Origin of the sequence: uncultured Stenotrophomonas sp., assembly GCF_913778665.1 — a bacterium.
In the GTDB taxonomy this organism is placed as follows: Bacteria; Pseudomonadota; Gammaproteobacteria; order Xanthomonadales; family Xanthomonadaceae; genus Stenotrophomonas.
Genome location: NZ_CAJYVQ010000009.1, coordinates 144,032 through 166,655 on the forward strand (window position 1 = coordinate 144,032; position 22,624 = coordinate 166,655).

Genomic DNA, 22,624 nt, shown 5'->3' on the forward strand with positions numbered 1-22,624 from the left:
AAACGCAATGTCCAGGTTCAACGAAGAAGACCTTAAGTCGCTGGACCGTCTCTGGAACCCGCCGCCGCCGGCGCCTCATGGCGCACGCGCTGAGGCCGGCCAGTTCACGGGGATGACTGATCCGGCGCTGCTGGAGTTCATCCGATCACAGGGCGGCCACGGCGGTGGTGGCTACCAGCTGCGCAATATGGCCGTACTCCGCTGCCTGTCCCTGATTTGCGGAACCATCGGCATGCTGCCCCTGAACTTGGTCGAGTCGGGCAGGAAGAAGCGGATAGCCGACGAGCATCCCGCGCACCGTCTGCTGAAGATCAAGCCGAATCCGTGGCAGACGCCATTGGAGTTCAAGCGGCAGATGGAGCTGGCCAGGCAGCGGCACGGGGATGCCTACGCGCGGATCGTGTGGTCAGCAGGCCGGCCAATCCACCTTATCCCGCTTGACTCCCCAGCGGTGCGGGCAGAGCTGGGCGACGACTGGCGCATGCTCTACCGGTTCAACAGCAAGAAGCGTGGCGAGGTCATCCTCAAGCAGGAAGAAGTGCTGCACATCCGTGACCTATCCGTGGACGGCGTGACCAGCCTGTCCAGAATGAAACTGGCAGATCGGGCTATCCGATTGGCGCTGGATGCGGAACAGGCAGCGAGTCGGATCTTTGAGACCGGCAACATGGCCGGTGGTGCCATCGAGGTGCCCAATGCGCTCAGCGACGTGGCCTACGAGCGCATGCGCACGTCCCTCGACACCGAATATGCCGGCGCCGCCGCGGCGCAGCGCTGGATGCTGCTGGAGGAGAACGCCAAGGCCAACAAGTTCGGCAGCACCGCCCAAGAGGCCCAGCATGTCGAGAACCGCAGCGCACAGGTGGAGGAGGTGGCCAGGCTCTACGGCGTGCCCCGACCGCTCCTGTTCCTGAGCGACACCAGCTGGGGCACCGGCATCGAGCAGCTGGGCATCTTCTTCCTGCAGTACACGATGCTGGAGCATTTCACCAACTGGGAGCAGGCGGTCGCGCGATCGCTGATCGACGAGCGGGACCTGGAGCGCTACCAGCCCAAGTTCAACGTGCGGGCGCTGATGCGCGGCACGCTCAAGGATCAGGCGGACTTCTTCAAGGCCGCGCTCGGTTCCGGCGGTACGGCGCCGTTCCACACGCAGAACGAGGTCCGCGACCTGCTGGATTATCCGGAATCGGACCAGCCCGGGGCCAATGACCTGATCAACCCCATGACACAGAAGGGAAAGAGCAATGAGCCTCCGGCAGCTGCCTGAAATCCGTGCCGAGCGACGGCTCGGCGCCGCCCAGTTCGACATGCGTCCTGACGCGCTCGAACGCTGGGAGCCCGAAGTTCGCGCCGCCGGCAACGACGCGAACAGCATCTCGATCTATGACTCGATCGGCGAGAACTGGGAGGGAACCGGCGTCACCGCCAAGCGCATCAGCGCCGCCCTTCGCGCGATCGGCGAGAAAGACGTGGTGGTGCACATCAACTCGCCCGGTGGCGACTTCTTCGAAGGTGTCGCTATCTACAACCTGCTGCGCGAGCACCAGGGCAGAGTGACCGTCCAGGTCATGGGCCTGGCCGCGTCGGCGGCGTCGGTGATCGCGATGGCCGGTGACGAGATCCTGATGGGCGACGGATCGTTCCTGATGATCCACAACGCTTGGGCGGTGGCCATCGGCAATCGGCACGATATGGCCGACGCGGCAAGGCTGCTGGAGCCCTTCGACACAGCCATGGCCAAGGTCTACGCGGCCCGCTCGGGAGTCACCGAGGCCGAAGCTGCGCGGATGATGGACGAAGAGACCTGGATTGGCGCCGCCCAAGCGGTGGAGGACGGGTTTGCCGATGGGCTGCTGGACGGCGCTGCCGCCACCAAGGATGCCAAGCAGGCATCGGGTGGGCGCAAGGCTCTGGCCCTGGTCGAAGCGGCGATGGCCAAGGCAGGCCACTCCCGATCCATGCGACGCGACACTCTGAAATCGCTGTTCAACGGCAAGCCGAGCGCTGCCGGGTCCGCTACGCCGAGCGCTGGCGGCAACGAAACCTCGGCCCTGCTGCAGGGCCTTCTCGACAACATCAAAGCCTAAGAGGCCAACACATGACCAAGATGACCCACGGCCGCGTCCCGCGCGGCCTCGTTTCCGTGCACGCCGATGGTGGCAGCCAGCCCGACGTGAAGGCGCTGGTGGAGTCTCTGAACAAGGCATTCTCCGAGTTCAAGGCCGAGCACACCAAGCAGCTCGAAGAGATCAAGAAGGGCAGCGCCGATGCACTGCAGGCCCTGAAGGTCGACAACATCAACGCCGACATCACCCGGTTGCAGGCCGCGGTCGACCAGGCCAACACCCAGATGGCCGCGTTCCAGATGGGCGGCGGCAGCACCGGCAGCGGCGTTGCCGACGCCGAATACACCGATTCGTTCCGTGCACACTTCCGCAAGGGTGAAGTGCAGGCGGCCCTCAACAAGGGCGCGGCCGATGAGGGCGGCTACCTGGCACCGGTCGAATGGGACCGCTCCATCACCGACCGCCTGGTCATCGTCTCGGACATGCGCCAGTTGGCCAACGTGCAGCCGTGCTCCGGGGCGGGCCTGACCAAGCTCTACAACACCGGCGGCACTTCGTCGGGCTGGGTGGGCGAAGAAGATCCCCGCCCGGAGACCGCAACGGCGAAGCTGCGTCCGCTCAGCTTCGGCTGGGGCGAGATCTACGCCAATCCGGCGGCGACCCAGCAGCTGCTGGACGATGCTGAGATTGACCTGGAGGCATGGCTGGCCGGCGAGGTCGAGCTGGAGTTCGCCAAGCAGGAGGGCGATGCGTTCTTCTCTGGCAACGGCGTCAACAAGCCGTTCGGCATCCTGACCTACGTGGAGGGCGGTGCCAACGCGGCGAAGCACCCGTTCGGCGCCATCAAGGCGGTCAACAGCGGCGTGCCTGCCGGCATCAACGGCGACAGCATCATCGACCTGGTGTACGACCTGCCCTCGGCCTTCACCGCCGGCGCGAAGTTCGCGATGAACCGCAAGACCCAGGGCGTCGTGCGCAAGCTCAAGGACGGGCAGGGCAACTACCTGTGGCAGCCGTCGCTGGTGGCCGGCCAGCCGTCCACCCTGGCTGGGTTCCCGGTGCAGGACGTAGCGGCGACGCCGGATGTGGCTGCCAATGCGATCGCCATGCTGTTCGGTGACTTCAAGCAGACCTACACCGTGTACGACCGCAAGGGCGTGCGCGTGTTGCGCGACCCGTACACGAACAAGCCCTACGTGATGTTCTACACCACCAAGCGCGTGGGCGGCGGCGTACACAACCCGGAGCCGATGCGCGCCCTCAAGATCGCGGCTTCGGCCTGATCACCCACCCGTCGGGCGGCCCCGCGCCGCCCGGTATCCACCCTGTGATCGAGGAGCCGTAATGGCAAAGTTCATCAAGCCCTTCCGTGGAGTGCCGGAAGGCGAGATCTATCCCGTCCAGTTCGTTGCCGGCGATGACTGCCCGCCCGAGCTGGAGGCCGGCGCACTCTCTGTCGGTGCGCTCAGCTTGGTGGTCGATACACCGTCCCCGTTCCTGGTGGGATCCAGTGTTCAGCCGGAGAGCTTCGAGCTTTCCGACGGCAGAGTCCTGTCGTTGGGCGAGGTGGTTGGCCGCGCACACGCAGCTTCGGGACTGTCGGTGGAGGACTGGAATGCGCTCGAGGAGAGCGCACGCGAGGCGCTGATCGCCGAAACCGTCGACAGGCTGTCCGGCGATGACGATCAGGGCCAGATCGCTGCTGGCGATAAGCCCGCCTTGATTGCGCAGCTGGAAGCCGCTGGCATCCCATTCGACAAGCGCTGGGGCGCGGAGAAGCTGGCCGCCGCACTGGCTGAAGGAAAGAAGGACTGATATGCCCATCGTCTCACTCGCACAAGCCCGCTCACATGTGCGGGTTGAGGCGGACTACCCCGAGGAACAGCTGAAGGAGGCTATTGCCGGCGCGCAGGATGCTGCACAGGCATACCTCAATCGGCGGATCTACCAAGACGCCGCCGCGCTGGCTTTGGCAAGGAGCAGCTATCCAGCCGCAATGAAGGCCGCTGCACTTGCAAAAAGCCAGGCGCTGGCAGACGCGATGTTCAGTGAGGATGGGGACGAGCGCACTGCCGCGCTGCGGCTGGCAGCTGTTGCCCATCGCGAGGCGACGGCAGAGGCGGAGGCCTGCATCCACGGCGTTGTTGCGAATCCCAGCATCTTCTCTGCCATCCTGCTGACGCTCGGCCACCTCTATGCGAACCGCACGGACGTGATTGTGGGCGCTCAGGCGGTAGAGCTTCCCAACGGCGCCAAGAGCCTTCTGCGTCCATACCGAAGGGTGATGATGCCATGACGCTTCTTGATGGCGACCTGCAGCACCGTATCCGCTTCGAGCGCAAAACAGATGGGCGCGACCCCCTAGGCGGCCCAGGCAAGCCGGTGTGGGTCGAGGTTGTGAGCGTGTGGGCCAAGACCACCAACAACCTTGCGGCAACGACGGAAGCGGTCGCCGCCGGCGCTGAGCGCTACCGGGAGCAGGTTCGGTTCGATATCCGGCCGCGTGACGTTGATCCACAGTGGCGGATCGTGTTTCGTGGCCGCGCCTTCGATATCAAGAGCATCGCACCCAGCAACGACCGTAGCGAGATCGCGATCATCGCCGTAGCGGGGTTGAGCAATGGCTGAGCAAGTGTCAATTCAGGGGCTGGATGGCCTGTTGCGCTCGTTGCGGGAGGCCTCGGAGGCCATCCAAGGGAGGGCGGTACAGGCCGGCATGCGCAAGGGCGGCAATGTCATCCGGGACGACGCCAGGCGCCGCGCGCCGAAAGCATCGGGCTTCATGACCTCGCAGATCGTGACGCGCAGGGCCAACGCCAAGGGCCGACAGCGAGCAGGTGTAGGCCAAGGCGGCGAGTACTTCACCGTAGGCGTTAAGACTGGGCGCCGCCGCAAGTACGCCAACACCAAGCGCAACCGGCGCCGTGGTCGCGTTGGGAAGGTCTACGAGGAGTCTGGGTGGGCCTATTACTGGCGGTTCGTGGAGTTCGGCACCAAGAACATGCGGGCCTCTCCCTTCCTCACACCCGCCGGTGAGACGAAAGGGCCGGAGGCGGCACAGGTGATCATCAATGAAACCTGGGCGGCGCTCGACAAGCAGCTGAAAAAGGATGGCTGGCGATGATGGTTCCTTTGATCCAATCCCTGCTGGAAAACGATGCGACCGTCCGGCAGGTGCTCGGCGACCCTGTCCGTCTGTTCCTGGGTAGTGCGCCTCAGAACACGCCGCTCCCCTACGCGACGTGGGAAGTGGTCAACGGCTCGCCAACTGCGATGCTGTCCGAACCGCCTCCGGCTGACGGCTGGCGGGTCCGCATGACTGTATGGGGCGAGGTCCTCAGCCAAGCCAACGGCGTTGGCGTCGCTATCCGGGACGTGGTGGAGCGCGTGGGCAGCATCGAGTCGTACAACCCGACGCCCGACAGCGACGGCACGGATTCGGTAGGCATTTCATTCGACGTGCGGCTCCTGCAGCTGCGCTGATCCACAAAACGGCAACCCACCGGCCCCGCAAGGGGCCTTTTTCATGCCCGGCGACGGGCACAACGCAAGGAACCCCTATGGGACAGGTAATCAAGTCGAAGCACTCCCAGCTGTTCGTCGCCACCGGTGCGACCGAGGTCACCAAGGTGACCCGTCTGCGCTCGGTCGGCTTCCCCGATGGCCAGGCGTCGGAGATCGATATCTCTGATTACGACGACGACTGGGATCAGTTCGTGGCCGGCCGCAAGCAGACCGGCAGCACCAGCATCGAGATCATCTACGACAGCGAAGATCACGAGAAGCTGGAAGATCTTCACAAGACCGGCGCAGTCGTGAACTGGCTGGTGACCGCGCCGAGGTCGGAAACCGAAGGAGCGGCGAAGCCGGCGGCAGTCGCCGGGAAGATCACCCCGCCCACTGACGTGCTGTCCAAGCAGTTCGATGGCTTCGTGCAGAACTTCGCGGTGACCAGCCAGGACAACGACGTCTGGAAGGCCACGATCACCATCCGCGGCTCCGGCGCAGTCACTACCCACCGGCCTTCGGTGGGCGGCTGACCATCGCAACGGCGCTCTTTCTCGGCCCGCTTCGGCGGGCCTTCTCTTTGGCAGGGCGCGCGGATCCTCCGCGTGTTAGCCGTGCGCGGCCCGCGCGCCCTGTCGCCATTCAAGGAAACGGCCAATGAGCAAGACCAACGACACCCCCGACACCCAGCCGCAGCAGCCTGTGAGCATCCTGCAGTCGTTCACCAGCCTGGGCATGTTCGCGTCCGAGGACGTGCATGCCGACACGATCACCCTGGCCAACGGTGACAAGGCACGGTTCCACGTGCGCGAGCTGCCGGATGCGGAGTTCCGCAAGCTGTGGGGTGAGGGCGACCGCGCCAAGCTGATCGCGGCAACCATCTGCGACGAAGACGGCAAGCCGGTGATGAACGTGACGCAGGCCGCCCAGCTCAAGCCGCTGGTGGCCGCTGAGCTGCAGCGCGTGGCCATGAAACACTCCGGTTTCGGTGACGACGCTGCCCAGGCGCAGGCCGACGCGGGAAACGGCTAAGGCAGCGTGGCGAGGACTGGTTCTGGAAGGTCCTCGCCGGTCACCTGCACCGGACGGTGTCGGACTTGCGGGCCACCATGTCGCGCCGGGAGTTCCTGGAATGGTGGGAGTTTCACAAGCGGAACCCCATCGACCCCGTGAGCCTGCACATCAAGCCCGCTGCCTTCGCCGCGTATATCACCGCCTCGCATAGCCAGGGCGGGACCAAACGCTCTTTTCAGCACTACCTCGACGCCCTTGTGCCGCGCTCCGATGAGGATGAGGCGCAGGACTGGTTCGATGGATTGGGATAACCATGACCGATACGTTCGGGCGCTTCGCCGCCACGCCTATTGGCCCGCTGCTCGCCGCGCGAGATGGTGGGCTCACCTTGGCCACCACCGGCGCCGCTGCCCTGGCCAGTCACGCGCGCTCTGACTTCAGCCTCAACGCCGGCACGGTGGGCGTGGAGTTTGCCGTGTGGGGTGATGACGCTGTTACCGCCCTGGTAGGCTTCGCCACAGCGGCGGCAGCACTGAACAAGACGCTGGGTGTCGACCTTGCCAGCATCGGATGGGACCTCGCCGCCGGGCGGCTACTGCAGGCTGGAGGTGCGATCGCCACGGACCTGCCTGCAGTGGTCCATGGTGACATTGTCGGGCTGCAAGTGGTCCTCGGGGCGCCACGCCAGATTCGCCTCTATCTCAACGGCATGCAGATCCTGGCGCGCGAGCTGCAGCTGTCCGGTCCGCTGTTCTTCGCTGCGTCACTGGCTGCCACCAAGGCCGGTGGGCTGTGCCTTGCGGTCAATGCCGGGCAGTGGGGGGCGCGAAGTGACGCAGCGGCAGCCGGTTGGCGCCTCCCCACTTCAGCTGTCAGTCCCACGCGCCTGGCCGATGTGGATTGGCTGTCGGCCCCGGGCGACAGCCCGGCAAACGCTCGCTATGAGGGGTTGGTAGCAGAGGGAGTCAGCCTGATCCAGGAGCTGGCATTCTGGCCGTGGGGAGGCGATCCAGTTTCCCAGGCGGCAGCCGCGGAATGCGTGGTGGCCGATGCAGACGGGGTGCTGGACGCCTTGGTGGGCGCCGGCGCGTCCGGTAGCCCGGTGCAGATTTTGCTCGCGGGCGAGAGCGGCATGCGCGCCGACGCCGTTCCGGCATTCCGGTGCTCCATCGAGCAGATCGAGGTAAACGACGACGGCACCAAGACGCTGCATCTGCGTGACGCGCACGACTACCTTGACGATACGCTCAACCGAGGCGTGTTCCTGCCGAACATCGCCTCCCTGGCATGGAAGCCGCAGCCCGTGGTGATCGGGGCAGTGGCCAGCGTCCCGGCAATGGGCGCCAACTCGGATGCAACCTCGATGTTCGTGTCTGACGGACGGGTCTACATCGACGCCGTGATGGACCGCGGCGACCTGATGGAGGTTGGCACCTACAGCGAGGCACCGGACGGGCAACAGGTGCTGCTGAAGTCACCACCGGTGACGCCTGTGGTCGTGGACGCTTCCAGTGTTGGCGCTGGCATGATGCCGGCCCGTCTGGAGCAGGCGGTAGGCGACGTGATGGCGCGACTGGGGCGCGAGGCGTGGTCGGCCAGCGACTGTATGGCGATCGATCAAGCCACCGGCTACATGGGGATTGGCTACTACGCGGGCGCGGCGATCACCGGTCGTGCGGCGTTGAGCGCGCTCCTACCCAGCTACGGCGCGGGGTGCTACCAAGACTCGGCCGGCGTGCTGCGCTTCGTTCGGGTGATCGCGCCCGAGACCCACGCAGGGCCGTTCGCCTTTGATCTGTCTGAGGCAGGGGACTTGGCGGTTGACCTGGTCATGGTGCCCGATGACGCCCCGAACTTGACCCGGCGCATGGCCTATCGCCCGAACGCGCAGGCGCTGGCCGCATCGGATCTTGTCACCGACGTGGTCGACGTGCCGCAGGCACGCCGTGATGAGTTGACCGGCCTCTACCGTGGGCAGGTGTATGGGGCCGGCCCCCTGCACGCCCACTACCAGCGGGCGGAAGTTGCTGACCCTGTCATCTCGTTGTTCTGGCACGCCAGCGACGCGCAGGCAGAGATCGATCGAATCTTGGGCATGTACCAGGTGCAACGCTACTTCTACCAGCTGGCGGTGCGCGGTGATCAGGATCTGGCGCCTCTGCCAGGTCAGATCGGCCGGCTCACCTACAGCCGGTATGGACTGGCAGACGGCAAGCCGGTGCTGGTGCGCCGAGTAGAGCGCAACCCTGCCACGGGGGACGTGGTGCTGACGGTGTGGGGCTAAACCCCCTCCCTGATCATCTCCTCCAGCTGGGTTGCCAGATAGGCAATGTCGACCGACGGGTTGTATAGCCCGCTGGACCACTGGCACGGTGGTGCGTTCGTCCGCAGTGAGAAGTTGGCTGATGCCTTTCGTATCGCTGGTTCGTAGAACGCGTCTTCTAGTCGGGTGAGCCGGCGCTTGGAGCCGTCGATCGTGCCTGTGGCTGCGCGTTGCTTGAGGTGGGCTTTCAACGAAATCAGACGCTGCCGGCACTGCTCCAGCTCGTCCGCACTCAATGTGCGGTGGCGATCACCTGCGTCAGCCAGTTCCTCAAACTCTGCATGCACTCGCTGCAGCTCGGCCAGCAAGCGCTGGGCCTCTTGGAGATTAAACGTGTCCATTCAATTTGATCCTGATAGCGGCATCGTCCGTGTTGAAATCTGTGTCCGTGGCGGCCAGGCAGGCGATCTCAACCGACACCTTGTCTCGGGCGCGCTGCACACGCTGGAGTCTATTGCCGGTTTGGATCAGGGTCCTGTGAGACGGCGCCTGATCGACTGCTTGGGGCGACAGGTTCGGTCGCTGAAGGGCAACGAGACCGAGGTTCGCGCGGCGAAGAAGGTAGAGGCCGCATGTTGATCGGATACGGAATGCCGGCTGTAACGACAGTGACCCTCACCGGTGGCACGTGGCTCAGTGCGGACCAAGGCTCGGCGCTCTTCGACGGGAAGCCGGCCAGGGCCTCGCGGATCCGGCGCACCGGCTCGCTGGCGATTACCATCACCCTGGCTGACGCTGTCGTCCCGGGGATCATCGCGATTCTCGGCCTGAACATTCCGCCCGGCGTCCAGTTGAGCGCCGCCGGCGCGAGTGCCACCACCGTGCGACTGCCAGACGGCAGTGTCTGCGCCTGGCTGTTCCCGCAGGCCAGCGCCTTGGTATCGACGGTGTCCGTCGAGATCGACACAACCGCCACGAACGTCGACGTGGGCGAGATCGCGATCTTCCGGGCAGTCGAGGTGGGTATCAGCGACGGTTGGGCGGTGGCCACAATCGACACCAGCGTGCACACCCGCACCAAGGGAGGCCAGGTCAACACGGTTCCCGGGCCTCTGTACCGCCGGCTCACCTGCACCTTGTCCGGCCGGGCGACAGCTGCCGTGCGCGGCGGTGGGCTGGGCGGGACCGATTGGGAGACGGTGGCGGCTGCGATCGCGGGACGCCGGCGCTCTTGCGTTGTGCCGCAGTACCGGGACATGGTCAGCAAGGCGTTCGATCCGTTGCTGGCGGCGCGGTCGGCGCTCTACGGCTACCCGACACAGCTACCATCGGCGGAGAACATCAGCCGGCAGTATTTCACGGGGTACATGGAATTTGAGGAGATCCCTGCCTGATTTTGTTGTGCAGGTTGCTCGCTGGCACAATCTCAAGCTCAACGATCAAGGAGCGACAATGATTGAGCACACGAGCAAAGTCGACGTTCCGGGCGGGGATCCCCGGCCAGAAAAGCTGCCGGCCAATGCTGGATCTGCGCTGGAGGCCGTGGGCAGAGGGATGGTGCTCCTATCACTGGTTGCGGGAGTGGTTGGCGTGTTCGCCTTTGGGCGTGTGCCGCGCATTGCCTCGTGGGGCGGGGTTTCCCACGAGTGGAATCTGCTCAACGTGTTCGCGGTGGTGCTGAGCACCGGCTGGGCTATTGCCATGTCATGGGCCGTTTACCGATTGGGCACCGCTCTCTGTTGGCTTGAGCGTATCGGGAAGAAAGTCGAAATTGAGTAGAGATCGGGCGCAACGCCCGAAAACCTGTAGCCCGAGGCCCGCCCAGTGCGGGCCTTTTTTATGGACGAAACCATGAGTCTGTACACCCTCACTGTCGATCTCCTGTTGAAGTCCGGTTCGTTCGAGCGGGACAGCGGTAAAGCGTCACGAGTCGTTCAGCGTGACATGTCGAGCATCCAGTCGGCCATGTCTGATGCTGCGCGCCGCGGTGCCGATGACGTGGCGGCAGGGTTCCGTCGCGTGACACTTGAGGCGGTAGGCATGGGCTCGGCCCTGGCCGCCGTCAAGGCTGCAATCGGCCGGGCTGACGAATGGACCGGGATGAGCAACCGTATCCGCTTGGTCACCGCCTCACAGGCCGAGTTTGTTGCGGCCCAGCAGGATGTGGTCAGGATCGCCAAAGCTACCTACCAGCCGTTGGACGCCACGGCGAGCCTCTATCAGAACCTGGCAATGGTCCAGGATCGGCTAGGCGTAACCGGCGCGCAGACAGCCCGGATCGTGGAGACGGTAAACAAGACGATCGCCATGTCCGGTAGCAGCGCCGCTGCGTCGGAGGGCGCTCTAACTCAGTTTGGCCAGGCTCTGGCGGCAGGTACGCTGCGCGCCGAAGAGTTCAACTCGATGGTCGACGGCGCATCCAAGTTGGTGCAGACCATCGAAGACGGCATGGGCATTGCCCGAGGCAGTCTCCGCAAGTTCGTGGTGGATGGCGGTGTCGCGGCCGATCAGATCGTCAACGCTCTGCTGAAAATGTCAGATGGAGTTGATGACTCGTTCGGAAAGATGCAAGTTCGTGTCTCGCAGTCGATTACCAACCTCAACACCAACCTGACCGAGATGATCGGCAGGGCAGATGAGGCAACGGGGGCATCCCAAGCGCTGTCTGCTGGTATCGGCGTGCTTGCCAACAACCTGGAAATGGTGGCGGTTGCCGGTGCTGCGGTGGCATCTGGCCCGCTACTCAAGGCTCTGTTGGCGCGGGTTGCTGCGGCAAACGCAGGGATGGCAGCAGATCGTGCTGCTGCCGCACAGAACGTCGCCGCCGCTCAGCAGCTTGAGCTACGGACCCGTGCGGCCATGCTTGATGCTCAGGCAGAGGTTCGTCGTGCTGCTGCGATCGGCGGGAGCGTGTCTGTCAGTTCCAAAGCCGCTGCCGCGACCCTTGAGCATCGACAAGCCACGCTGCTGCTGGCTCAGGCGCAAACGCAGGCTGCGGCGGCCAACGCCGGTTGGCTTGCGCGTGCTGGATCAGCGACGCTTGCCATGCTGGGAGGTCCGGCGGGCATTGTGACCATGCTGGCCACTGCCGCTGCGGGCTGGTTGATCTTCCGCGACAACACGAAGGTTGCGTCGGCTGCGCTGATCGACTTCGGTGGCGCAGCAGAAACCGCCATCGAGAAATTCAAGACCCTCAACGCTCAGATGCAGGCTGGTGAGATCCTTCGTCTGCAAAAGGAGATTGACGAGAACTACCGGATCATCACCAGCTCGATTACTGAGATGGTCGCTGCGGCGACGAACTTTGCCACCGCGAGCCAGGCTTCAGAGTTCGTCCAGGAGACGCAGCGGTTGGATGCAGCCTTTAAGGCCGGCAAGATTGGCGCCGATGGGTTCTCCAATGGTCTGGAGGCGGCATGGCGAGCAATGATCGCTGGCTCGCCAGCTGCTGCCACCGTGGCCAAGAGCCTCACGGAAGAGACCGCCGCGGCTGCGACTGCCGGTAGGGAGGTCGATCGCAAGCGGGCCATCTTGGATGCCTTCACTGGCAGCAGCGCCCAGGCGAAGGGTGCCAACGACGCACTATCGGGCTCCTTCAACGTCCTTGGCGACTCGGCGGGCGCGGCTGGCAAGCGCATCGCGTCGGCAATGCAGTCGCTGCCCGGTCAGCTCGCCCGCGTCGGCAAGAGTGCAGCCGAAGTCGCAAAGCTGGACGTGAATGACTGGTTCAAGGAGGCCCAAGCCAGCGGCGTCGACTTTTCCAAGCGCGATGACCCCAAGGTCAAGCAGTACATCGAGCAGGGCGCACAGTACATCCGGCTCCAGACGGAGCTGGCCGCTGCGCAAAAGACCTTCACGGAGTCGCGCAAGGCGTCGGCAGCCGCTGAGCGCGTAGGCGCCAAGGATCGCAAGGCAGACGCGGAAGCGATCAAGCGCTACAACGAGCAGGCTGCAATGGCGGCGGCGACGATGGCCGGGCCACTGGCCGAAGCCACCGAGCGACAGAGGCAGTTCGAGGACAAGCTGAAGGAGGCACTGAAGGAAGGGCGCATCGAGCGTGCCGCGTACAACACGCTCATCCTGGAGTCGCAGAAGGCGTTGGAGCAGTCCAGCGCGGACATCAAGAAGGCCCTGGCCAGCCCCGAGGCGCTCCTGGCGACGATGGATGCCGAGGTCGCCATGCTGGGCAAGGTCGGCCGCGCGCGTGAGCTGTCGCGGCGCGAGATGATGAACGAGCGGGACATGCGGCAGGAGCTGCAGAAGGCGGTGGAGGCCGCTGGCAGCAAGGAGGCGCTGGCGTTATCCAAGGGGGCGGCGAGCTATGAGCAGTACGAGCAGTCCATGCTGGGCGCCGCCCGGGCATCGGCCGATCTGTCGCTGCGTGTGGAGGAGGCTGCTGCCAACGTTGAGGCGTGGGCCGGCGTGGTCATCAACGGCGTGGGGGATGCCGCTGACGCCATGGCCGACTTCGTTGCCGGCGGCATGCGGGACTTCGACAACCTTTGGGACGACCTGAAGTATGCCGCCAAGCGAGGGCTGCGTGACTTGGCGCGCGAGTTCCTGCAGCAGAAGATCGTGATCCCGATCCAGACGCAGATCCTCAACGGGATGAACGGCCAGGGCGGTGGCCTGAGCCTGCAGAGCATCATGGGGCTGTTCGGTGGCAATGGCGCCGCCGGCGGCGGTCAGAACCTGGGGACCATTGCCGGGCTGCTGTCCAAGGGCCAGGGGCTGTTCAGCGCGGGCGCAGGCGCGGCGAGCGGCGGCGCCAGCGCCGGCAGTCTGCTGGGGTTCGGCAACAACGTTGCCGCCCTCACCGGTGGCAGCGCCGCCGCAGCAGGCGGTTCTTCCGCTGCCGCCGGCGCCGGCGCAGCTGGCGCGGCAAGCTCTGCGGCGGCAGCGGTGCCGATCATCGGCTGGATCGTGGCCGGCATGATGAAGAACGCCCAGTTGTTCGATCAGGGCTGGAACATCGCCAACGGGGAGAGCTGGGCCGGCAAGATCGCCACTGCCGGCGCCGTGGGCCTGGCCGACAAGACGTTCCGCGGTCTCGGCTTCAACGACAAGGTGGCCTCGATTCTGTCCGGATCGAGCATCCACGCCAAGCTGTTTGGCCGCCAAGCGCCCAAGGTCACCGGGCAGGGCATCGTCGGCAGCTATGGCTTCGGAGGGTTGGACGCGCAGAGCTACGCGGATATCAAGGCCAAAGGCGGCTTGTTCCGCAGCGACAAAAAGTGGACGCAGTACGGCGCGCTGGATCCCGGCATCGATCGCACGTTCGACATGGCCGCGCGGCAGGTGCGCGGTGCGGCGACAGACCTGGCCAAGCAGCTGGGGGTGGACCTGACCACGCAGCTCGGCGCCGTTCGGGTAGACCTGGGCAAGCTCCAGTTGTCGGCCGACTCCACCGAGGCCAAGGCCCAGCTGGAAGCGTATCTGTCCGATATGACCGACCGGCTGTACAGCGAGGCGGTCAGGGCCGCAGGGTTCGGCGGCCAGTTGGATGGCTACTTCGAGGCGTCGGACGTGTTCACCGCGTTGAGCGCGTCGATCGCTCTTGCGGTCGGGAACGCCGACGAGCTGGGCCGGGCGCTGAACGGGCTGGAAGTCGACAAGGTCAACAAGGCGGTCGATTACTTCCAGGACTTGGCCAGTGTTGCGGGTACGGATCTCGCCACGCAGGTGGAGAAGGTGACCGGGCTGCTCGGCAACTACGCCAGCCTCATGGCCGACGTGAGCACGCAGTTGATGACGGCCAACCTGACGCAGTACCAATCGCAGGCGCTGTCGATCGAGCGCACGTATCGCCAGCAGGTGAAGTCGGCCAACGACTACGCAAAGGCGCTCGGCCTGTCCGGTGCCCGCGCTGAAGACCTGGCCAAGATCGAGGCGCTGCGTGCCACGAACATGGGCAAGCTGCAGGCGCAGATCGACAAGGACAAGAAGGCCATGCAGTACGGCCTGTCGATCAGCGATCTATCGCCGCTGACGGACCAGGAGAAGCTGGGCGAGGCGATGAAGGAGCTGGAGCGGGCGGTGTCCGGCGGGGACACCAGCGCCGCGCAGGCGGCCGCTCAGGCCGCGCTGGGCTTTGGTCGGAACCTGTACGCCAGCGGGCAGGACTACAACAGCCTGTACGGCCGTGTGAGCGGCCTGATTGACGGCATGAAGGTCGGCGACCTCAACCAGCAGGACGGCACCAGCATGGGGGCGCTGGCGGACGCGATCGAGGCGCTGCCGGACAACTTCAGCCGGGCCGTGTTCGACCTGGTCGTGAACAACGACGCCCAGACCCAAACCGCCGCCGCCGTGCAGCAGAGCAACGCTCTGCTGGCCGAGCAGAACCAGCTGCTCCGCCAACTCGTGTCCACCACTACCCAGGGCGTACGCAACGCCAGCAGTTCAGTGCTGCGCGAAGCACTCAACGCGAGGTAATCAGCAATGCAAGCAAGGAAACTCACGCTGGTGGAGATCGGCGTGGGCGCGCTGCCGTCCGCGTCTGCGGTGGCACCGCGCTATTCCACGTGGTTCCCAGTGCCATACAAGGCGCCGGACGTGCCTCCTGCGAACGGGGTCACCCCCACCCCGGTTGCCGACGGTGTCGTGCTCGAATGGGACGCCGTTGACTTGGAGGGCGTGGTCTACGTTATCTCGCGCAGCGAGAGCCAAGACGGGCCCTGGACCGAGATCCACCGCACCACGGAGACGCGCTACGTCTACAGCGACGGCAGCGGCAAGACATGGTGGTTCCAGATCACCCCGACCGTGCGCGGCAAGGTCGGCACCGGCGCCGTGGTGGGCGTGGTGCCGCCCGCCACCTCCAAGGACCTGGCTGAGCAGCAGGCCAAGCTGGCGGCGGAGATCAGTGCTCGCATCCAAGCGATCGCAGATGAAGCGGCCGCGCGGGCGGCTGGGTTGGCGCAGGCTGCGCAGGACCTGGTTGCGGAAGCCTTGCTGCGGCAGCAGGGCGTGACCGAGGCCATGCAGGCCATCAGTGCGGAGGCGCAGGCGCGAGTCGACGCCATCCTGAATGAAAAGCTGGCTCGTGAGGCAGCGATCACCCAGGAGCAGCAACTGCGGCAGAGCGCCGACGAGTCATTGGCGCGCGCTGTGTCGGAGGTCGCGGCCGGCAGTGGTACGCAATTCGACAGCATCAAGCTCTGGCCCTTCAACCAGACCACGGAGGGGTGGACCGGCAACGGTGCCCCAACACTGGTGGATGGCTGGCTGCGGCCTACCAACCACGCCAACGCGCCTTGGGTGCAGTCGCCGGTGGCCTTGGCCGTCGACGGCAGCGCCTATCGCTTCGTCAAGCTGCGTGTGAAGCGTGTGGGCACGCCGGCGTGGGGCGGCTTCCTGCAATGGATCACCACCACGGATCAGGCATGGAGCACGCAGAAGCGCGCCGCCATCCCGGAACCGGCGTGGGACGCCAGCGGCGTGGCCACGGTGGACGTGCAGGACGTTGCCTGGTGGCCGGCAACGGTCGATGCGATCCGCCTGCAACTGGGCACCGAGCAATCGGTGTCCAACTACTTCCTAATCGACTACATCGCGGTCGGCCGCCCGCAGCCTGGAGCGTCCGTGGCGGTCGTGCAGGCCGAGACGGAGGCCCGGATCTCGGCCGATGCTGCCGAGGCCGCCCAGCGCAACACGCTGGCGGTGCAGATACGCGGCAACTACACCGGTTCCGACCCGCTGCAGCTGACCTCCGGCCTGGCCTACGAGGAGCTGAAGGCCCGCGTGGCTGCGGACTCCGCGCAAGTGCAGCGCATCAGCACGATGGAAGCGCGGATGCCTGTGGGCACCGGTTCGTTAGCAACGGCAGCATCGGTGAGCGCACTGCAGGAGGCGACCGCGACGACCACCAGCGCCCTCGCACAGTCGATCACGAAGATCAATGCAGCGTTGCCAGCGATGATTGCTCAGGGCAGCAACATGGTCCTGAACGGCTCGTGGCAGTCAGACAAGGACGTTGGCTGGACGTATGACCCCGGTGCCACTGGAACCAGCTGGCCGGCGACTCAGGGGCGCGCAGGCGGTCTATGCGTGCGCTTCGATCAGGGAGCCATTCGGCAGAAGGCCGCGTACGCCAACGGACGCACGACGATGCCGACCAGCCCTGGCAAGAAGTATCGCTACAGTTGCTGGTATCGCAGCAGCCCGGACTTCAATGGCACCGCGGGCAACAGCAAGATGCGATTGGCGAACCAGAACGGGGAGCTGCTCGGGGGTGTAACGGCCTTCGCCGCAGACAAGGCTTCTTGGACGTACCTGAGCGCGATATACGCAATCCCGGAGAACACGTCGATCACCGGGTTGCAGCTGAGCATCCTGGCCGACAACACCGCCGGCACGTTGTGGGTCGATGATGTTTCGCTCGAAGAGGTGACGGAGCTGCTGGCGAACGCGCAGGCGATCTCGGACCTCAGCAACAAGGTTACCCAGCATGGCGAAACAATTACGTCGCAGGCAGGACTGATCACCGCGTTACGCAGCGATGTGACCGACGTGGCTGGGAGAACTGCGGCCAATACCACCGCCTTGCAGCAGCTGACGACGCGCGTCACCACCGCCGAGGACAAGATCGAGACGACCTCGCAGAAGATCACCCAGCTGCAGGCCGGCGTTGATGGGGTGAATGCCAAGGCAGACGCCAATTCCACTGCGATCCAAGGGCTCACCGCGACAGTCACTCAACAGGGCCAGAAACTGGAGGCGACGGCTCAGGACTTGACCAGCCTGAAGACGCAGGTTGGCGACGTGAACGCTACCGCGTTCAACCAGCTGCAGACCACGGTGCTCCAGCAGGGCACCACGCTGGATGCTACCGCTCAGGATCTAACTCAGCTGAAAACCCAGGTTGGCGACGTGAACGCGACCGCGGTGAACCAGCTGAAGACTCAGGTGCAGCAGGACGGGGTCAAGATCGACGCGAACGCCCAGGCGATCCACGGCCTCCAGGTGAAGGTGGAGGGCTACCCAGACGCGGCTGTGATGCAGAGCATGGAAGCCAGCATTGATCAACTGGGTGGCGGTAACCTCCTGCCGAACGCCACGTTCACCTCTGGCCTTGACGGTTGGCCCAACTACTGGGCGCCGGAGGACACTCGCGGCCTGACTTGGTGGACCTCGACTAGCTCGCAGGACGCCGGTGTTCCGATTGGCAGCACGGCCCTCATCACGGCCGGCACGCCGGACCGCGCGGGATCGTTGCTTCAGTGGTGCAACGCCATCACGGCGGAGGTGGGTAAGTGGTACATGGCTTCGGCGTATGCCTCAGGCAACCGATACGTCCAGGTGGCGTTGGAGTTCATGGATGCCAACGGCAACAGCTTGGGGTCCTCGCGTTCACCCGAAGCCGGCACGCCCGGCGGTGGGCAGCATCTGTCCAGCTATAGCCGGCACTACGTGAAGATGAAGGCACCGCCGGGCACAACTCGCGTCTGGATGTTCCTCATCACCCGTTGGACCTCGCCGGTTGCTACGTTCACCCGTTGGGTGCGTCCGATGTTGGCAGAGGCCACTGAGTCGCAGGGAGCGCCGGGCCCGTGGTCCGCTGGCGGTATGGAGAGCATGGCGTCCTGGTCCATCAACGTCCGCACGGACGGCAAGGTGGGCGGCCTGAGGCTCGCCAGTACAAACGGGGTGTCCGCATTCGACGTGCTGGCTGACGTGTTCCGCGTGTCATCACCGAGCAGCGGGATGCGCACTGAGTACAGCGACGGGAACTGGCGTGTTTACGACCAGAACGGGCGTCTGCGTATGCGATGGGGCGTAGTGCCGTGACAGACCGAGGAGGGGGCTGGAAAACCAGCCCTCCTGAAACAACAGGAGACGGCATGCAGATCGTGATGGAAGTGAACGATGAGAACGGCAATCGATTGTGGGACCTCGCCAGTCGGTTGGGCCTGCTTTGCGGCGTGGCGTGGTCTGACGCAACCCCGGGCAATGGCTTCGCTGCCACCCTGCCACCAGGAGAGTTCTTCTACATTCCCATCATTCCCTCCGACTCGCTGGGCTACGTCCCTGTGATCGGCTACGCGAATGGTCGGGTGTACTGGGCACTGAACAAGAATGGCAGCGGTCAGTTCGTCGGGACAATCAAGCCGGTCAAGTTCTACTACGGGATACGATGATGGCAAAGGCAGCAGTAGAGATTCTGAGCGATGCTGGGACCACACTGATTAGCGAGGACACTCCATCGCTGGTGCTCAAGCAGAAAGTACGCATCGACGTATCGCCGGTGATCTACCCGGGCAACAACCCGGGAGGCAACTGGAAGTATGCGGAGATGATGATTAACGCCGAGGCTCCGATGGTGGCATTCATCGGTGACCCCTATCCGTTCTTCCCGCAGCTTCAGGAGATCGGTGCGAACCAGTTCAGGCTGACTTTGTGGACGAACACGCCCGGGCGCCTGCAAGGCTGGGCCTATGTATTCGATCGTCCGACCAACGAGGATGCGCAGTACCTCGCGCTGTGGGATGCGAACGGTCGGCTGACCTATGCGTTAGGTGCGAAGCCCATGCGGATCATCGGCGTGGGCGGCATCTTCCCCAACGGCGGTATGGAGGAGGACAGGTTCCCCGACTTCACTGGCAAGACGGTCGCCGGGGTGATCTGCGCGCCGGCGACCAGCACGTTCCAGAACAGCTTCACCGTGATGGGGATCGGCAACGGGCAGGGCATCAACGGGAAGCACGGGCTGTTCGGCAACGCCATCACCATTCCGAAGATAGGAACCGGCGGCTCGCCAAACCAAGCCGTGGTTGGCATCGTTATGGCGGTGGACGTGACCAACTACTGATCGGCTGGGTCTGATCGAGGTTCCGTTGGAGTTCGGTTGAGAGGCGTCTATGCGACCTGCTGCAGCAGGTCCTCGCGGTTGTTACGCGGCGTGTTCACCGCGCGGCTGACCCGGTATGCCTCCATCGCCGGCGTCTCGCTGGCCAGCAGCATCGCCATGGCGTCGTCGGGGCCCGCCGCCATCCACTCATCGATCTGGCCGGCCTGCAGCCACACCGGCATACGGTCGTGGATGTCGGCCGATACGCCGCTGCTGTCGCCGGTGATGATGGTGAAGGTGCCAAGGTTGCCGTCGGGCAGCAGGGGGCTGGTGTCCTCCCACAGGCCGGCGGCCAGCAGCGGCCCAGTGGCGTGGATGAACCAGGGGTCTTTCTTCCCGTCCTCCGGGCTGACCGACCACTCGTAGTAACCGGCCATGGGGATGACGCATCGGCGCTTTTTGAACGCCGACCGGAAGGCGGGCTTGGTGGCCACCGTCTCGATGCGGGCGTTGATGGTCGAGCCCTGTAGACCCTTGGCCTTTGCCCAGAAGGGCAGCAGGCCCCAAGCCAAGCGCGTGACCTGCCGCCCTTCGCCCCGGTCCAGGATCACCGATGCGCGCTGCGTCGGCGCGAGGTTGTAGCTGGGCTGGATCTCGGCCAGGCCGGGGGCAAGGTCAGCCAGCCCCGGCTGGCCGAAGTCGATCACGGGGAGCTGGACGAATCGGCCGCACATGGCCGGAGGGTAGCCCTGCCGGCCGTGGCCGGGGCGTGTAGGCCGAGGCCAAGATCAGGTGGGACCTAGATCATCAGGCGTCAACCCAGCTAGCGCCAAGATCCTATCCTTTCTCATTTGCTCGCCCCAGAGGACCCATGCTTGGTCGACGGTCAAGGTCCCCGTCGCATTGCAGGCCGGGCAAGTTAGCTGCACGCCACCTTGGATATCTGAGAGGCCACAGCCGCGGGACATACGCGATTCGTCCCCGCATGCGCCGCACTTCACTTGGAGATTGTCGACTCGCTCGATCGTGCCATTCAGGCGCAGCAAAGGGCGGATCCTAAGGACCCGGAAAGCAGTGGAGGGTGTCATGTGCCGTGCCTGTAAGGGGCTAGACACGGAGGCGAAGGATTTCGCGCCAGAGAGGAGCCAGATGCGTTGACCATACAGCATGACCTGTTAAGAACTTCGCGCTAGACAAATTCTCTATGGAGGAAGCGCTGCGGGCAAGTAGCCCAACTCGGGGCGCGTGAGCAGCGCCGCGCCGGCACCGCAGAGTGACGATCAGGCGTGAGCGTCGCCGATTTGCTCAGTCAGAACCGTCAGTGATTGCTCGAAGGCCGCGGCGAAGAGATCGCTGCTGTCCAGCCTGTGTTTGGCCGCAATGCTTGGCAGAAGCCGATGCCAAGCGTTGGAGAGGTCGTTGGGTGCCGGGTGTGTCAGTACGCAGACTCGCAATGCGTACTCCATCGCTTTGAGGTAGCCGCGGTGCATCTCAAGTCCGGCCTCGCAGGTCTGGAGGCGATCAAGGATTTCCGTGATTTCGGTCGTCATGGCAGTCTCGACAGGTGCGGCGGGGAAGGCGATAGTCTGCGGACCTCCAGACGAGCCCGCTATGAGCATCCTCAACGTTCTGCTGACCCCTGACCACCTGGTCGTCGCGGTGGATACCTTGGCAGAGGATGCCCAAACAGGAGCGCATTCTGCCGGCGCGAAGCTGCTGCTGATCCCTCAGCACAACCTAGTGCTGGCCACTCGCGGTTCCACTCAGTTCTTCCTTCGTATCTACGAATTGGCCCTGCAGGCCAGCTTCCGCGCAGATTTCACGATGGAGCAGCTGTTCGCTGAGCTGGGCTTGGTGGTGGATCAGCTATGGCCTAACTACGAGAAGGCCGCGGCCGACGCCGGCCTGCCGCTCGAACAGCTCGGGACCGAGCTGGTGCTGGGTGGTTGGTCGCCGAAGAACGGAAGGATGATGGCCACGGCGTATGCCAAGAGCGACAGTCAGCGCCCGACCAGGGTTCAACCGATCGGGGGCCAGCTCGCCTCGCCAGGCGAACCGTTACAGGCGGTGACGCCGAGCATGGCTCAGGCTGATCTCATGGCCCACGCGCGTCTGCAGGCCAGCTACCTCAATGAGCAGATGCGCCGGCAGGTCGCCGGTGGCAATCTGCTGGCTGGCTTCCTACAGAAGGCGCAGGCCGTCGTGAAGAACCTCGGGCCGATCTGAGGAAGATCTTGATCATGAGCAGCCGGGCGAATCGGCCGCACATGGCCGGAGGATAGCGCTGCCGGCCGTGGCCGGGGTGTGTAGGCGGAGCCGGGCATGTGCTTTGGTCCGCCTTCAACACTAGATGTTTAGCTAAACCACTGATTTTTGGTCGCCGAGGTGCTTGACCTTTGAGCCGAACCCCAATATCTTGTGTTCACGGCTTCGGAACAGCCGGTGGGCGGCGGGGTATCCCCGCCTTCATTTTGGAAAGGAATTCAACCTCGAGGTTGACATTGTTCATGGAGTGTGTTGAAATGATATCGCTGGATTGTCCAGCGAAGTGGAAGGGTTCCCATGTACATGTTCGAGGCACGTATCGGTTCGCAGGGAGGGGAAAGCCATGTTGACTGAATTCGGCAAGGCGCTCCGGAAGCTGCGGATAGATTTCAGCCTCACGCTTGGTGGGCTCGGGGAGCTGCTCGGGGTGAGTGCTGCGTACCTGTCCGCTGTGGAAACGGGCCGCAAGCCAGTCCCGTCGGCGCTTCTACCGAAGCTGCAGAGTCATCTGCGTCTCGGCGAAGCGGCCATGCGGGATTTGGAAGTCGCGGCAGCTAAGCAGATGAATGAGGTGGTTGTGGGGCTAGGCAACCATCGGAGTGATAGAGCGAAGGAGCTTGCTGTGGCCTTTGCGCGGAGATTCGACACCATGGACGCGGAGGAGGTGGAAAAGATGTTGGCCCAATTGGAAAAGCTCAAATGAAAGGATGAACGCGC

24 protein-coding genes are annotated in these 22,624 nt (G+C 64.5%); 21 read left to right on the forward strand and 3 right to left on the reverse strand.

Features of this window, described 5'->3' with window-relative positions:
* Positions 1–7: 7 nt before the first annotated feature.
* The 12 genes from QZ853_RS13015 (at position 8) to QZ853_RS13070 (ending at position 8,874) form a co-directional block, all read left to right on the forward strand.
* Positions 8–1,270: a phage portal protein gene (locus tag QZ853_RS13015; RefSeq protein WP_295573883.1), complete on the forward strand. Its 1,263-nt coding sequence runs from the start codon at positions 8–10 to the stop codon at positions 1,268–1,270.
* Positions 1,248–2,090, forward strand: a complete 843-nt coding sequence (locus tag QZ853_RS13020) for a head maturation protease, ClpP-related (RefSeq protein ID WP_295573886.1) — start codon at positions 1,248–1,250, stop codon at positions 2,088–2,090. The genes QZ853_RS13015 and QZ853_RS13020 overlap by 23 nt, the downstream gene beginning before the upstream one ends.
* Before the next feature lie 11 nt (positions 2,091–2,101).
* Positions 2,102–3,352, forward strand: a complete 1,251-nt coding sequence (locus tag QZ853_RS13025; RefSeq protein ID WP_295573889.1) for a phage major capsid protein — start codon at positions 2,102–2,104, stop codon at positions 3,350–3,352.
* 61 nt (positions 3,353–3,413) lie between these two features.
* Positions 3,414–3,884 (forward strand): hypothetical protein, encoded by a 471-nt coding sequence (locus QZ853_RS13030; RefSeq protein WP_295573892.1) that lies wholly within the window; start codon positions 3,414–3,416, stop codon positions 3,882–3,884.
* 1 nt (position 3,885) lies between these two features.
* Positions 3,886–4,365: a head-tail connector protein gene (locus QZ853_RS13035; protein ID WP_295573895.1), complete on the forward strand. Its 480-nt coding sequence runs from the start codon at positions 3,886–3,888 to the stop codon at positions 4,363–4,365.
* A complete protein-coding gene (locus QZ853_RS13040) occupies positions 4,362–4,697 on the forward strand; it encodes a phage head closure protein (RefSeq protein ID WP_262088607.1) in 336 nt (111 codons plus the stop codon). Before QZ853_RS13035 ends, QZ853_RS13040 begins: the two co-directional genes overlap by 4 nt.
* Complete coding sequence (locus QZ853_RS13045; RefSeq protein ID WP_295573901.1) at positions 4,690–5,193, forward strand: HK97-gp10 family putative phage morphogenesis protein; 504 nt, start codon at positions 4,690–4,692, stop codon at positions 5,191–5,193. The genes QZ853_RS13040 and QZ853_RS13045 overlap by 8 nt, the downstream gene beginning before the upstream one ends.
* Positions 5,190–5,552 carry a DUF3168 domain-containing protein gene (locus QZ853_RS13050; protein ID WP_262088606.1) on the forward strand — a complete coding sequence of 121 codons (363 nt, stop codon included), beginning with the start codon at positions 5,190–5,192 and terminating at the stop codon, positions 5,550–5,552. The genes QZ853_RS13045 and QZ853_RS13050 overlap by 4 nt, the downstream gene beginning before the upstream one ends.
* 77 nt (positions 5,553–5,629) lie before the next feature.
* Positions 5,630–6,109, forward strand: a complete 480-nt coding sequence (locus tag QZ853_RS13055) for a hypothetical protein (protein WP_295573905.1) — start codon at positions 5,630–5,632, stop codon at positions 6,107–6,109.
* A gap of 124 nt (positions 6,110–6,233) precedes the next feature.
* The gene (locus QZ853_RS13060) at positions 6,234–6,608 is read left to right on the forward strand and encodes a hypothetical protein (protein WP_295573906.1); all 375 of its coding nucleotides are present in this window, start codon (positions 6,234–6,236) and stop codon (positions 6,606–6,608) included.
* Positions 6,609–6,745: 137 nt separating this feature from the next.
* Positions 6,746–6,901 (forward strand): hypothetical protein, encoded by a 156-nt coding sequence (locus QZ853_RS13065; RefSeq protein ID WP_295573909.1) that lies wholly within the window; start codon positions 6,746–6,748, stop codon positions 6,899–6,901.
* A gap of 2 nt (positions 6,902–6,903) precedes the next feature.
* Positions 6,904–8,874, forward strand: coding sequence for a hypothetical protein (locus tag QZ853_RS13070; RefSeq protein WP_295573911.1), 1,971 nt, complete (start codon positions 6,904–6,906; stop codon positions 8,872–8,874).
* On the opposite strand, the gene QZ853_RS13075 is transcribed toward QZ853_RS13070, so the two are convergent.
* Complete coding sequence (locus QZ853_RS13075) at positions 8,871–9,254, reverse strand: hypothetical protein (protein WP_295573913.1); 384 nt, start codon at positions 9,252–9,254, stop codon at positions 8,871–8,873. The genes QZ853_RS13070 and QZ853_RS13075 overlap by 4 nt on opposite strands.
* Between QZ853_RS13075 and QZ853_RS13080 the strand changes: the two genes are divergently transcribed.
* From QZ853_RS13080 to QZ853_RS13110, 7 genes are all read left to right on the forward strand, one after another.
* Positions 9,247–9,492 carry a hypothetical protein gene (locus tag QZ853_RS13080; protein WP_295573915.1) on the forward strand — a complete coding sequence of 82 codons (246 nt, stop codon included), beginning with the start codon at positions 9,247–9,249 and terminating at the stop codon, positions 9,490–9,492. The two genes, QZ853_RS13075 and QZ853_RS13080, sit on opposite strands and share 8 nt — an antisense overlap.
* Positions 9,486–10,247: a hypothetical protein gene (locus QZ853_RS13085; RefSeq protein ID WP_295573917.1), complete on the forward strand. Its 762-nt coding sequence runs from the start codon at positions 9,486–9,488 to the stop codon at positions 10,245–10,247. Before QZ853_RS13080 ends, QZ853_RS13085 begins: the two co-directional genes overlap by 7 nt.
* 58 nt (positions 10,248–10,305) lie before the next feature.
* Positions 10,306–10,632 carry a hypothetical protein gene (locus QZ853_RS13090; protein WP_295573919.1) on the forward strand — a complete coding sequence of 109 codons (327 nt, stop codon included), beginning with the start codon at positions 10,306–10,308 and terminating at the stop codon, positions 10,630–10,632.
* Positions 10,633–10,704: 72 nt separating this feature from the next.
* Complete coding sequence (locus tag QZ853_RS13095) at positions 10,705–15,288, forward strand: tape measure protein (RefSeq protein WP_295573921.1); 4,584 nt, start codon at positions 10,705–10,707, stop codon at positions 15,286–15,288.
* A 30-nt stretch (positions 15,289–15,318) separates the two neighbouring features.
* A complete protein-coding gene (locus tag QZ853_RS13100; protein ID WP_295573924.1) occupies positions 15,319–18,642 on the forward strand; it encodes a hypothetical protein in 3,324 nt (1,107 codons plus the stop codon).
* Positions 18,643–18,695: 53 nt separating this feature from the next.
* Positions 18,696–18,992 (forward strand): hypothetical protein, encoded by a 297-nt coding sequence (locus QZ853_RS13105; protein ID WP_295573927.1) that lies wholly within the window; start codon positions 18,696–18,698, stop codon positions 18,990–18,992.
* Positions 18,992–19,663 carry a hypothetical protein gene (locus QZ853_RS13110; protein ID WP_295573930.1) on the forward strand — a complete coding sequence of 224 codons (672 nt, stop codon included), beginning with the start codon at positions 18,992–18,994 and terminating at the stop codon, positions 19,661–19,663. Before QZ853_RS13105 ends, QZ853_RS13110 begins: the two co-directional genes overlap by 1 nt.
* A 47-nt stretch (positions 19,664–19,710) precedes the next feature.
* Here the strand turns inward: QZ853_RS13110 and QZ853_RS13115 are convergent, their stop codons facing one another.
* Entirely contained in the window at positions 19,711–20,376 is a 666-nt protein-coding gene (locus QZ853_RS13115; protein ID WP_295573933.1) for an SOS response-associated peptidase, read from the reverse strand.
* A 546-nt stretch (positions 20,377–20,922) separates the two neighbouring features.
* Entirely contained in the window at positions 20,923–21,192 is a 270-nt protein-coding gene (locus QZ853_RS13120) for a hypothetical protein (RefSeq protein WP_295573936.1), read from the reverse strand.
* 61 nt (positions 21,193–21,253) lie between these two features.
* Between QZ853_RS13120 and QZ853_RS13125 the strand changes: the two genes are divergently transcribed.
* Positions 21,254–21,868 (forward strand): hypothetical protein, encoded by a 615-nt coding sequence (locus QZ853_RS13125; protein ID WP_295573939.1) that lies wholly within the window; start codon positions 21,254–21,256, stop codon positions 21,866–21,868.
* Between the two features lie 382 nt (positions 21,869–22,250).
* On the forward strand, positions 22,251–22,610 hold the full coding sequence (locus tag QZ853_RS13130) for a helix-turn-helix domain-containing protein (protein ID WP_053497232.1): 360 nt from the start codon (positions 22,251–22,253) through the stop codon (positions 22,608–22,610).
* Positions 22,611–22,624 lie beyond the last annotated feature (14 nt).